Here is a 12984-nt window from a genome sequence, read left to right on the forward strand (position 1 = left end):
CGGCAACGCTGCCTTACACTAGTCCGAACACCTGATTTCCCTTTCCAACACAGCACATTTTCTGATGCGGCCCACCATCGTCGATGAGTTCGATCCTCCCTTCACCGTCACCGAACCTTCGGCCCAGACGATTCCCTTCGTCTTCAACGTGCCGCATGCGGGAGCCGTCTATCCGGCTTCCTTTCTGGCTGCGTCCCGGCTCGACGCCGTCGCTCTGAGGCGATCCGAGGACGCCTTCGTCGACGAGCTGTTCGGCGCGATGACGGATCTCGGCGCCCCTCTCATGACGGCGCGCTTTCCGCGGGCCTATCTCGACCTGAACCGGGAGCCCTACGAACTCGATTCCCGCATGTTCGATGGCCGCCTGCCGCCCTTCACCAATACCCGCTCCATGCGGGTGGCCGGGGGCCTGGGGACCATTCCGCGCATCGTGGCCGACGGGCAGGAGATCTACCGAACGCGCCTCCATGTGGAGGAAGCCCTGCACCGGATCGAATGGCTCTATAAGCCCTATCACCGGACCCTTCGGCATCTCGTGCGCCGCACGGCCCAGCATTTCGGGCATGCCGTCCTCATCGATTGCCATTCCATGCCCTCCTCCAGCGTCAGCCGCGAGGACGGGGCCAAGGCCGATATCGTGCTGGGAGACCGCTACGGCACGAGCTGCGCCACCCTGCTGATCGACCTCGTGGAGGCGGCCTTGCGCGGACGCGGCTATACGGTGATCCGCAACAAGCCCTATGCGGGTGGCTTCATCACCGAGCATTACGGCGAACCGGCCCTCGGACGGCATGCGCTCCAGATCGAAATCAATCGCGCGCTCTATATGGACGAGCGCAGCATGCACCAGAAACCTGGCTTCGCGGTCCTGGCGGACGACCTGGCCCAGGCCTTTGCTCAGGTGATTGCGGATATCGAGGGTGAATTGACGATCCGGCCCATCGCGGCGGAGTAATCCCCGGCGCCATTTCCCTCAACCAGGCAAGAAAAAAGGCCACTGTTGCCAGCGGCCCGAAGTTTAGGGAGGAAACGCCCAAGAAGGGCTACGATAAGGCGACGCCATCGCCATATCGCACTGCAATAATTACGCCGCATCGCACAAAATGCAACAAAAATCTTTGCTTTTGTCATGCCCTATATGCATGGCTGCTGGGATGCGGGTCGATGGCTCTGACATAAAAAGCAAGACTGAGGAGCAGCCAGCCCGCGAGAGCCGCAAAAACGAGCCGATAACCCTCGGGCCGATAGAGGCCCTGGTCCGACCGTCCCATCAGATCGATCAGCATTCCCGTCACGCTCTGAGAGAGGAAGGCCCCTCCCATGGTGCCGATATTCATCAGCGTGATACCCCGGCCTGTCAGAGATGGTGGAAACAGCGACTTTCCGTGACTGGTGAGGATGGGCGTATAGGCGATGCAGAGACCGAACAGCGGGAACCAGACAGCAGCGGAGGTTCGGTCGAGAGGCGCGAGGACAAGGACGCTCAGAAGCAGGATTGTTGCCGTGCTACCGATCAAAACGGGCCTCTTGTAGCTGCCCCAGAACCGGTCCATGGCTCCCCAGAGCAGCATGCCGCAGATCTGCGCCGTTGCCCCGAGGAGCAGGATACTGCCCCTCGTGCCGAGGTCGGCCCCGTGCACATCCGACAGCCATGGCCCGCCCCAGAGCCCGACGACGGAGGCAAAGCACCCATAGGTGGTCAGGTGCATGAAGAAGACCGGCCAGAAGGACGGCACCTTCAAGGCATCCGACACACCACGGAAGGTGGCCACCCAGGTTTCCTTCGTTTGCTGGCTGCCGGAATCCCGGGGCACGATCCAGGCGATGGCGAGAACGATGACGATCGTCAGGGCGGCCACCGCAAGGAACGAGGTACGCCAGCCGAAGACGGCCGCCGAGGCGGCTAACGGCGCCGTCGCCGCCAGAGTGCCCAAATTCGCCAAGCCCATCTGCAGGCTCGTAAGCCCTGCGAAACGTTCCGGCGGGAAGCGCCGGGCATAGATCACGAGGGGCGCCATGAAGAAGGTGGAGCAGCCGAGCCCCATGAGCGCCCGCGCGGCGATGAGTACGGAGGCGTCAGGGGCGAGCGCGAAGAGAACGGTACCTGCCACCGTCAGCACAGCGGTCGCCAGCATCGTCCGCTTCGGACCATAGCGATCGATGAGAATGCCAATGGGAATCTGAACCGCCGCGAAGGAGAAGAAGAAGGCGCTGGAAAGCAGGCCCGTCTGGGTGGCCGAGAGATGAAGCTCGCGGGCCAGATCGTTGGCGATGACGCCGATGGAATTGCGCAGGAACTGGCTGATCGCATAGAGAGCGGCGAGCACCGCGATCAGGAGTAGGGCCGCTTCCGAACGGGTCGTGCCAAGCTTGGGCGCAAAATTCATCGATACCGTACCCCTTTGACGCTGCCGCTCTCTTGCCGCGCGCCATGCGCTTGATAAAAGCTGATCGCCAGCGGGCCAAGGGCGCCCGCATAGCGCATCGTGTGGAAAAGTGGATCCGATTTTCCGCGCCCGACGATGCGCCACTTAAGGGATTGAGCATCGGATCGATCCCAAAAGTGCAAATCCACTTTTGGGTCCGATGCTTTAGTCTTTAAGGGGATACGCGCGTCATGGGGCTCATCGACTTCACGCATTTCGTCAACGAGCTCGCGACCCAATCGGGCCAAGCAATCCTGCCCTTCTTCCGCACGGCCATCGCGACCGAAGACAAGTCCCGCGGTGGTGCCTTCGATCCCGTCACTGAGGCGGACCGCGCGAGTGAAGCGACCATGCGCCACCTGATCAAGCGCAGCTTCCCCACCCACGGCATCGTCGGCGAGGAATTCGGCGCCGAGCGCGAGGATGCGGATTACGTCTGGGTGCTCGATCCCATCGATGGAACCCGGGCCTTCATCGCCGGGCTTCCGACCTGGGGTACGCTGATCGGGCTGACCTACAAGCGCCAGCCGGTCTTCGGCATGATGCACCAGCCCTTCACCGGCGAGCGCTTTTTCGGCGACGGCGGCAGCGCGACCTATCGGGGTCCGGGCGGCGAGCGCAGGCTCCTGACGCGCCGCTGCGCTTCGCTCAAGGACGCCGTCATCTCCACCACCAGCCCGCGCCTCTTCGCGGGCGACGAGCTGCGCGCCTATGATCGGGTGGAGAGCGTCGCTCGCCTCGCCCGCTACGGTTGCGATTGCTATGCCTATTGCATGCTGGCCGCAGGCCATATCGACCTCGTGGTCGAGTCGGGACTGAAGCCCTACGACATCGCGGCTCTGGTGCCGATCATCGAGGGGGCCGGCGGCATCGTGACCACCTGGGAGGGGAGCTCAGCGGCCGATGGCGGGCGCATCGTCGCTGCGGGCGACCGCCGGGTCCACGCCGCCGCCATCGAGCTGCTCAGCCGCTAGACCGGCTTCAGCGAGCTTGCGCTTCGCTCCGACTTCCGGATCGGGAGTGCCGGGAATGAAGGCGTCGAAGGCGGCCCAGAACTGCTCGCGGATCGCATCCCGCTCCATCAGGATTTCATGCCGGGCGCCCGGAATGACGATGACGGAGCCGGCCTTGAGCCGTGAGGCAAAGCGCTCGGTGGCCGGGGTGGCGCAGACCGGATCGGCACCGGCCGCGACGATAAGCGTCGGCAGGCGGATCTTGATGGCGTAGCGCGGATCGGCGAAGCGCTTCATCAGGCGGAAGGCGCCGTCGAGCCAAGCCACACTTGGAGCTCCGATGGCACCGGCTCCGATGGCGTGGGCAGCCTCGGCGTTGCGGGCATAGCGCACGGGATCGGATGTCAGGCGATTGCCCTTGAACGGCATGGTGGAAATCGACGTCTCACCGCCGCCGGGCACGAACATTCCGCCCATTCCGAGAAACCGCAGGCTCCTCGCAAAAAAGGCACTGGTGCGAGTGCGCTTGATGATGCAGAGCGCGATCATCGGCGTCGTGGTCACGAGCCGGCGGAAGGGCAGCCAGGTTTCATAAGCCGCGTTCAATGCGATGGCGCCACCCATGGAATGGGCGAGGCCGAAATGCGGCTGCGGCATGCGCGGCACCAGGATCTGGTCGCGAATCGCCTCCAGGTCGTGCCGGAAATCGGAAAAGCGCCGGACATGACCCTTGCGGGGATTCTTCACCTGTCGTCCGGAGAGCCCCTGCCCGCGCCAGTCGAAGGCGACGACGGCAAAGCCCCGGTCGAGCAGTTCGCCCACCGTCTCGAAATACTTTTCGATGAACTCCGCCCTGCCCTGCAGGATGCAGACCGTCCCTTGAGGTTCCTCGGTCTCCGGCATCCAGGTGGCGGCCCGAAGCGTGATGCCGTCGTGCGTCGTGACACTGACGAGCTTCGGCTCGCCGGGCACGGGATTGTCAGGGGTGGCGATGAATTCCACGGGAGTTTCCAACTCAAAAGCTCACGCTTTTATAGGGCGTCCTGAGCTTAAGAAACGTGCCTCTTGAAAGCAAACGTATCGGCTCCCACATCGAAAAATGTGCCGGCCATGATGGCGGCACATCAACCCGGATCCAGCCATTTCACGGTGGATCCTCATTCTGCATGTCGCTTCAAGCGGAGGATATGCCATGCGACAGTACGATCTTGCTCCCCTCTACCGCAACACGGTCGGCTTCGACCGTCTCTTCTCGATGCTCGACCAGCTCGTCAGCGTCGATGCGGCCCCGAGCTACCCGCCCTACAACATCGAGCGCACCGGCGAGAATGCCTATCGCATCTCGATCGCGGTTGCCGGCTTCACCGACCGAGACCTGACCATCGAGGTCAAGGAAAACACCCTCTCCGTCCGCGGCGAGCGCAAGCCCTCCGAAGAGCGTAAAACCGACGTGCTCCATCAGGGCATCGCGGCGCGCAGCTTCGACCGGCGCTTCCAGCTGGCTGACGGCGTGCAGGTGATGGGTGCGGCCCTCGAGAACGGCCTGCTCCATCTCGACCTCGTTCGCGAGATCCCGGAGGCCAAGAAGCCGAAGCTTATTCCGATTTCCTCGAACGGTGCTCAGGCCATCGAAGCCAAGCAGGCTGCGTAACCAGTTTTCTGAGCCCAAACGAAGAGCGCCCCGGTTCGGCCGGGGCGCTTTTTATTTGTCGGATCCTGGTCCTTGGTGTCCCGCTGGGGCTGGAGGGGCCCCGTCGGTCAAGGGTCTCTGGAGAAAAGCAATCGCGGGTGATTGCGGCAGGGTTAGGGCAATCACTCGGCGGCTTCGCGCGATAATCCCGAAGAAGCGACCTCCAGCAGCCTGCGGACGTCCTCTTCCCTAGAGGCCCAGGAGGTAACGAGCCGGATCAACACCTTGTGATCGCCGACCCGCTCGGTCTCGGGCAGGCTCAATTCGGTCCACGGATTGTAGAGTATGCCGGCGGCCTTCAGCGCCTGGTCCAGTGTCTTCGGGATGATCGGGAAGACTTCGTTGGCTTGAGTCGGCCAAGCCAAACGCACGCGCGGCAATTGCAGCAAGCCTTCCGAGAGGAATGCTGCCATGCGATTGGCATGGCGCGCATTGTCGAGCCAATGATCGTCGGCGAAGTAGCCCTCGAACTGCGCGGCGATGAGACGGCCTTTGGAGATGATCTGGCCGGCGCGCTTGGAGCGGTAGTCGAGCGCCTCCGCCAGATCTTTCCTGAACACCACGATGGCCTCGGCCATCAGGCCGCCGTTCTTGGTCGCGCCGAAGGAGAGAATGTCGACGCCCTGCTTCCAGGTCATCTCCGCCGGAGTGCAGCCGAGCGACACGAGGGCGTTGACGAAGCGCGCACCGTCCATGTGGAAGGACAGGCCATGCTCGCGGCAGATCGCCCCGAGGGCCGCAATCTCGTCGAGGCTGTAGACCATGCCGCCCTCGCTCACCTGCGAGATCGACAACCCCTTCGGCGGCATCTGCTTGACCGCCTTGGGGAGGCTCTTGAGATAGGCCACAACGTCTTCGGCGCTCAGCTTGGCGCCGATGCCCGGCAGCCCTGCAAGCTTTGCCCCATGCATGAAGAATTCAGGCGCGCCGCACTCATCGTCGATGATGTGCGCCTCCCGATGGCAGACGCAGAGGCCGTAGGGCGGCACGGCGGAGGCAAGGGCCAGCGCGTTGGCGGCCGTCCCGGTGGTCACGAAGAACACGGAAACCTCGCGCTCGAAGATCTCGTTGAAACACGCTCTGACGCGCTTCGAGATCTCGTCGTTGCCGTAAGCCGTCATGGTCCCGGCATTGGCCTGCATGATGGCTTGGAGAACGGGAGCGCTGGCCCCCACGATATTGTCGCTCGCGAAGTTCATGAAGCGTTTCCTAGAGCATCGCCTGGGAAAGGGAAATGCCCATTCGGACATGGCTAGACTGCTCTAGGGTCGGCTACGAACAACATGTCAAGGTCATTGACCCATCGGTGGAGACTTTCGTTCCTAGGGCCTAAAAGCTGCTTTTGTTACATTCTGAGTCGTCGGCTTGTAACTTTTGTCTAAAATATTTCTAAACCCTCTTGTGCGCTGCGTCGAACTCTGGCACTTTGCCCTTATTAGGACAGCGATGCTGTCCCTTTTGGAGTGCCTGCACTCCTACCTTCGCCCTGGGGTTTTCTTGATGCTTCGCCTGACGCGAACGAAACGAGATACCACGAAAACCGCCCGCAAAACGTGGGCGGAACGGGCGACTCTGGGCTGACGACAGCCCAAAGGTGCCCGCGAGGTGCGGGCTCCCCTGCCGGACCCAACCCTCGAAAACCCGAAGAAGCGGCGGGCACTCCGGACGATCCGATCATCCGGCAGGCCCAAAAGCCGCCTCAAAGAACCTGAATACGCGTTCGGATGTGAGGATCTGCCATGAGCGACGAGCCGATCAAGAGCCTGGAAACCCAAGTGCCGAGCCGCACAGCCACGATGGCGGATACGGTCAAAGTGGTGCGCGATCCGGGCCTGCCCGCCGCCCAGGGCCTCTACGACCCTTCCAACGAGCAGGATTCCTGCGGCGTCGGCTTTATCGCCGACATGAAGAACCGCAAGTCGCACGACATCGTCGAGCAGGGCCTGTCCATCCTGCACAATCTCGACCATCGCGGCGCGGTCGGTGCTGACCCTAAGATGGGCGACGGCTGCGGCATCCTGGTTCAGATCCCGCACAAGTTCTTCGCCGCCGAGTGCGCCAAGGTCGGCATCTGGTTGCCCGAGGAAGGCCAGTACGGTGTCGGCCACCTGTTCATGCCGCGCGATCCGGAAGGCTTTAAGCTCGTCGAGGAGATCGTCACCAAGGCGATCGCCGACGAGGGCCTGCAGGTTCTCGGCTGGCGCGAAGTGCCGGTGGATTCGAGCGATCTCGGCGAGAGCGTGAAGGCCACCGAGCCGCAGCACCGCCAGATCTTCATCGGCAAGGGCAAGGGAATGGACGACGCCGAGACCTTCGAGCGCCGCCTGTTCCTCGCCCGCAAGGTCATCTCCAACGCCGTCTACGACATGAAGGATGCGCGGACAGTCGGCTATTACCCGGTCAGCCTGTCCTCGCGCACCATCGTCTACAAGGGCATGGTGCTGGTCACGCAGTTGCGCGACTATTACCTCGACCTGCAGGACGAGCGCTTCGAGAGCGCCATCGCCCTCGTGCACCAGCGCTTCGCCACCAACACCTTCCCGACCTGGCAGCTGGCGCATCCCTACCGCATGGTCGCCCACAACGGCGAGATCAACACGCTGCGCGGCAACGTGAACTGGATGGCGGCCCGTCAGGCCTCGGTCGATTCCGAGCTCTTCGGCAACGACATCTCGAAGCTCTGGCCCATCTCCTATGAGGGTCAGTCCGACACCGCCTGTTTCGACAACGCGCTCGAATTCCTGGTGCGCGGCGGCTACTCGCTCTCGCACGCCATGATGATGCTGATCCCGGAAGCCTGGGCCGGCAACCCGCTCATGAACGACGACCGGCGTGCCTTCTACGAGTATCACGCCGCCCTCATGGAGCCCTGGGATGGCCCCGCCGCTGTGTGTTTCACCGACGGCAAGCAGATCGGCGCGACGCTCGACCGCAACGGCCTGCGTCCTGCACGCTATCTCGTGACCGACGACGGTCTCGTGGTGCTCGCCTCCGAGATGGGCGTTCTGCCGATTCCGGAAGAGAAGATCGTCGAGAAGTGGCGCCTGCAGCCGGGCAAGATGCTGCTCATCGACCTGGAGGAAGGCCGCATCGTCTCCGACGACGAGATCAAGCAGCAGCTCTCGAACGCCCATCCCTACAAGGAATGGCTGAAGCGCACGCAGATCGTGCTCGAAGACCTGAAGCCCGTGCAGGCGCGTGAATCGCGCACGGACGTGTCGCTCCTCGACCGCCAGCAGGCCTTCGGCTACACGGCGGAAGACCTGAAGCTTCTCATGCAGCCCATGGCCGTCACTGGCCAGGAAGCCGTCGGCTCCATGGGATCGGACACACCGATCTCCGCGCTCTCCGACAAGTCGAAGCTTCTGTATACCTATTTCAAGCAGAACTTCGCGCAGGTGACGAACCCGCCGATCGACCCGATCCGCGAGGAGCTCGTCATGAGCCTCGTGTCGTTCATCGGCCCGCGCCCGAACATCCTCGATCTCGAAGGCACATCGCGCCGCAAGCGTCTCGAAGTGCGCCAGCCGATCCTCACCAACGAGGATCTGGAGAAGATCCGCTGCATCGGCCATTTCGAGGACCGTTTCGACACGAAGACCCTCGACATCACCTATGACGCCGAACTCGGCGCGGCGGCCCTCGACGGTGCGCTCGACCGTCTCTGCGACCGCGCGGAAGCGGCCGTGCATGGCGGCTACAACATCATCATTCTTACCGACCGCATGGTCGGTCCGGACCGTATTCCGATCCCGGCGCTGCTCGCCACGGCGGCCGTGCACAACTACCTGATCCGGAAAGGGCTTCGCACCTCTGTCGGTCTCGTGGTCGAGTCCGGTGAGCCGCGCGAGATCCATCACTTCGCCTGCCTTGCCGGCTACGGCGCGGAAGCGATCAATCCGTATCTCGCCTTCGAGACCATCGCGGACATGCTCGAGAATGGCGAGCTGCCGGAAGAGGTGGACGCGGATGAGGCGATCAAGCGCTACATCAAGTCCATCGGCAAGGGCCTGCTCAAGGTGATGTCCAAGATGGGCATCTCCACCTACCAGTCCTATTGCGGCGCGCAGATCTTCGACGCGGTCGGCCTCAAGTCCGACTTCGTGTCCCGTGACTTCTTCGGCACCACGACCTCGATTGAGGGCATCGGCATGAACGAGGTGGCCGAAGAGAACGTGCGCCGCCACCGCGACGCCTTCGGCGACGCTCCGATCTACCGCAACGCCCTCGATGTGGGCGGCGAATACGCCTATCGTCAGCGCGGCGAAGTGCATGCCTGGAACCCGGACACGGTCGCGACGCTGCAGCATGCCGTGCGTCTCAACGCGCAGGACCGCTACCGCGAATACGCCCGCCTCGTGAACGAGCAGGACAACGAGCTCAAGACGATCCGTGGTCTCTTCCGCATCAAGAAGGCGGACGAGACGGGACGGGCATCCGTCGACATCAACGACGTGGAGCCGGCCCAGGAGATCGTGAAACGTTTCTCCACCGGCGCCATGTCCTTCGGTTCGATTTCGAAGGAAGCGCACGAGACGCTCGCGCTCGCCATGAACGCCATCGGCGGCAAGTCCAACACCGGCGAAGGCGGCGAGGAGCCGGAGCGCTTCCGTCCGCTGCCGAACGGCATGTCCAAGCGTTCCGCCATCAAGCAGGTGGCCTCCGGTCGCTTCGGCGTGACGACGGAATATCTCGTCAACGCGGACATGATGCAGATCAAGGTGGCGCAGGGTGCCAAGCCCGGCGAAGGCGGCCAGCTTCCGGGCCACAAGGTCGACGTGAAGATCGCTCGCGTTCGCCACTCGACCCCCGGCGTCGGTCTCATCTCGCCGCCGCCGCATCACGACATCTACTCCATCGAGGATCTGGCGCAGCTGATCTTCGATTTGAAGAACGTGAACCCTTCCGCCGACGTGTCGGTGAAGCTCGTGGCTGAAGTCGGCGTCGGCACGGTGGCGGCAGGCGTTGCCAAGGCGCGCGCCGACCACATCACGATCTCCGGCTTCGAGGGCGGCACGGGCGCGTCTCCCCTCACCTCGCTCAAGCATGCGGGCTCGCCATGGGAGATCGGCCTTGCCGAGACCCAGCAGACCCTCGTGCTCAACCGCCTGCGCGGACGCGTGGCGCTGCAGGCGGACGGCGGCCTGCGCACGGGCCGCGATGTCATCATCGCAGCCTTGCTCGGTGCCGATGAGTACGGCTTCTCTACCGCGCCGCTGATCGCGGCCGGCTGCATCATGATGCGCAAGTGCCATCTCAACACCTGCCCTGTCGGCGTGGCCACACAGGACCCGGTGCTGCGCAAGCGCTTCAAGGGACTGCCCGAGCACGTCATCAACTACTTCTTCTTCGTCGCCGAGGAAGTGCGCGAGCTGATGGCCGAGATGGGCTTCCGCACGTTCGACGACATGATCGGCCAGTCCGACCTTCTCGACAAGAACGCGGCTATCGATCACTGGAAGGCGAAGGGCCTCGATTTCACGAAGCTGTTCCACAAGCCGGAAGTGCCCACGAATGTGGCGATTCGCCATCTGGAGCGTCAGGTTCACCCGATCGCCAACGTGCTCGACCGCGATTTCATCGCGCAGGCAGGTACCGCGCTGGAGAGCGGCGAGGCCGTCACCATCGAGTCGAAGGTGAAAAGCTCTGACCGCACGGTGGGCGCCATGCTCTCCGGCGAGGTGGCGAAGCGCTACGGCCATGAGGGACTGCCCGACGACACGATCACCGTGAAGCTGAAAGGCACCGCGGGCCAAAGCTTCGGTGCGTGGCTGGCGGGTGGTGTGACGCTCAATCTCGAAGGCGAAGCCAACGATTATGTCGGCAAGGGTCTGTCGGGCGGCAAGATCATCATCGCACCGTCACCTGACTCGAAGGCTCTGCCTGAGAACTCCATCGTCGTCGGCAACACGGTGATGTACGGCGCCATCGCGGGTGAAGCGTATTTCCGCGGTGTCGCGGGCGAGCGTTTCGCCGTGCGCAACTCGGGTGCCATCGCGGTGGTCGAGGGCACGGGCGATCACGGCTGCGAATACATGACCGGCGGCCTCGTGGTCGTGCTGGGTCAGACCGGACGCAACTTCGCGGCGGGCATGTCGGGCGGCATCGCCTATGTGCTCGACGAGGACGGCACGTTCACCAAGCGCTGTAATCTGTCCATGGTCGATCTCGAACCCGTCGAAGAGGAGGAGGACCTGATGCGCCGCCTTCACCATCACGGCGGCGATCTGGAAACCAAGGGCCGCATCGACATCATGGCCAACATGTCCGGCCCCGATGAGGAGCGCCTGATGCAGCTCATCACCAACCATCACACCTATACGGGCTCGACGCGCGCCAAGGAGATCCTCGACAACTGGACGACCTACCGCACCAAGTTCGTGAAGGTCATGCCGGTCGAGTATCGCCGTGCGCTCCAGGAGATGGATCGTCTCCGGAACCTCCAGGCAGCGGAATAAGGAATTTAGGGCAAACCCATGGGCAAGGTCACAGGCTTTCTCGAATACGACCGGCAGGAGCAGAAGTATCAGCTCGCCGGGGAACGCGTGCGCCACTTCCGCGAATTCACGCTGCCGCTCGACGACAACGACCTGAAGAAGCAGGCGGGACGCTGCATGGATTGCGGCATCCCGTTCTGCCACGGTCCGACGGGCTGTCCGGTGCACAACCAGATTCCAGACTGGAACGATCTGGTCTGGTCCGACGACTGGGAGGAGGCCGCGCGCAACCTCCACACCACCAACAACTTCCCGGAATTCACGGGCCGCATCTGCCCGGCTCCGTGCGAGGAAGCCTGCACACTGAATCTCGAAAACCAGCCGGTCACGATCAAGACCATCGAGCAGGCCATCGCCGACAAGGCGTGGGAGATGGGCTTCGTGAAGCCGGAGCCTTCCGAGATCACCACGGGCAAGCGCGTCGCTGTCATCGGCTCAGGGCCGGCCGGCATGGCAGCCGCCCAGCAGCTCGCTCGCGCGGGCCATGAAGTGCATGTGTTCGAGCGCCAGGCGAAGCCCGGCGGGTTGCTGCGCTACGGCATCCCGGACTTCAAGATGGAGAAGTACCATATCGACCGACGCGTGAAGCAGATGGAAGCCGAAGGCGTAATCTTCCATTGCGGCGTCAATGTCGGCGTCGACAAGAGCTTCGCCTCGCTTCACAACGAGTTCGATGCCGTACTGTTTGCGGGCGGCGCGGAAGATCCGCGCAATCCGTACCTGCCGGGACAGGATCTCGCCGGCGTGCATTTCGCCATGCCCTATCTCACGCAAGCGAATCAGCGCGTCGGCAACGAGGAGGTCACGGCAGAACCCATCCTCGCGAGCGGCAAGCACGTGGTGGTGATCGGCGGCGGCGACACGGCGTCCGACTGCGTCGGCACCGCCTTCCGCCAGGGCGCTCTCTCCGTGACGCAGCTCGACATCCGTCCCAAGCCGCCCGAGCGTGAGGACAAGCTGACGGTGTGGCCCTATTGGCCGACCAAGATGCGCACCTCCTCATCTCAGGCAGAAGGCGCGGAGCGCGAATTCCAGGCGGCAACGCTCGGCATCGTCGGGAAGAAGGGTCAGGCAACCGGGGTGCAATGCGCCCGCGTGGACGAGAAGCGCCAGCCGATAGCCGGCACTGAATTCGTGCTCAAGGCCGATCTTGTCTTCCTCGCCATCGGCTTCGCCGGCTCGGTGAAGGCAGGCCTGCTGGACGAATCGGGCGTCGCCATGGACCGCCGCGGCAACGTGGTGGCCGACGACAAGAGCTACCGCACGTCGAGCGAGAAGGTGTTCGTCGCCGGCGACATGCGCCGCGGCCAGTCCCTGGTGGTGTGGGCCATCCGCGAAGGCCGTCAGGCCGCCCGCTCCATCGACACCTTCCTGATGGGCTCCAGCATCCTGCCGGAGTAGAATTTCGAAAGTCTGCA

Annotated in this window: 8 protein-coding genes; 5 read left to right on the forward strand and 3 right to left on the reverse strand. The window is 63.4% G+C overall.

Going from position 1 to position 12984, the window contains the following annotated elements; translation table 11 throughout:
- The first annotated feature begins 64 nt into the window (after positions 1-64).
- The gene (locus JO965_RS22485) at positions 65-955 is read left to right on the forward strand and encodes an N-formylglutamate amidohydrolase (protein ID WP_203441188.1); all 891 of its coding nucleotides are present in this window, start codon (positions 65-67) and stop codon (positions 953-955) included.
- A 172-nt stretch (positions 956-1127) separates the two neighbouring features.
- Here JO965_RS22485 and JO965_RS22490 read toward each other — a convergent pair whose 3' ends face one another.
- Positions 1128-2387: an MFS transporter gene (locus tag JO965_RS22490; RefSeq protein ID WP_203441189.1), complete on the reverse strand. Its 1260-nt coding sequence runs from the start codon at positions 2385-2387 to the stop codon at positions 1128-1130.
- A 230-nt stretch (positions 2388-2617) separates the two neighbouring features.
- On the opposite strand from JO965_RS22490, the gene hisN reads away from it, so the two are divergent.
- A complete protein-coding gene (gene hisN, locus JO965_RS22495) occupies positions 2618-3400 on the forward strand; it encodes a histidinol-phosphatase (protein WP_203441190.1) in 783 nt (260 codons plus the stop codon).
- Here the strand turns inward: hisN and JO965_RS22500 are convergent.
- Positions 3320-4381 carry an alpha/beta hydrolase gene (locus JO965_RS22500; RefSeq protein ID WP_203441191.1) on the reverse strand — a complete coding sequence of 354 codons (1062 nt, stop codon included), beginning with the start codon at positions 4379-4381 and terminating at the stop codon, positions 3320-3322. The two genes, hisN and JO965_RS22500, sit on opposite strands and share 81 nt — an antisense overlap.
- Before the next feature lie 190 nt (positions 4382-4571).
- Here JO965_RS22500 and JO965_RS22505 point away from each other — a divergent pair, with 190 nt between their 5' ends.
- A complete protein-coding gene (locus tag JO965_RS22505; protein WP_203441192.1) occupies positions 4572-5030 on the forward strand; it encodes an Hsp20 family protein in 459 nt (152 codons plus the stop codon).
- Between the two features lie 161 nt (positions 5031-5191).
- Here JO965_RS22505 and JO965_RS22510 read toward each other — a convergent pair whose 3' ends face one another.
- Complete coding sequence (locus JO965_RS22510; protein ID WP_203441193.1) at positions 5192-6268, reverse strand: low specificity L-threonine aldolase; 1077 nt, start codon at positions 6266-6268, stop codon at positions 5192-5194.
- A 597-nt stretch (positions 6269-6865) separates the two neighbouring features.
- On the opposite strand from JO965_RS22510, the gene gltB reads away from it, so the two are divergent.
- Both gltB and JO965_RS22520 read left to right on the forward strand, forming a co-directional pair.
- Entirely contained in the window at positions 6866-11527 is a 4662-nt protein-coding gene (gltB, locus tag JO965_RS22515) for a glutamate synthase large subunit (protein ID WP_203444314.1), read from the forward strand.
- Positions 11528-11545: 18 nt separating this feature from the next.
- On the forward strand, positions 11546-12967 hold the full coding sequence (locus JO965_RS22520) for a glutamate synthase subunit beta (RefSeq protein ID WP_203441194.1): 1422 nt from the start codon (positions 11546-11548) through the stop codon (positions 12965-12967).
- Positions 12968-12984 lie beyond the last annotated feature (17 nt).

Source organism: Microvirga sp. VF16, from assembly GCF_016864375.1.
Taxonomy (GTDB): Bacteria; Pseudomonadota; Alphaproteobacteria; order Rhizobiales; family Beijerinckiaceae; genus Microvirga.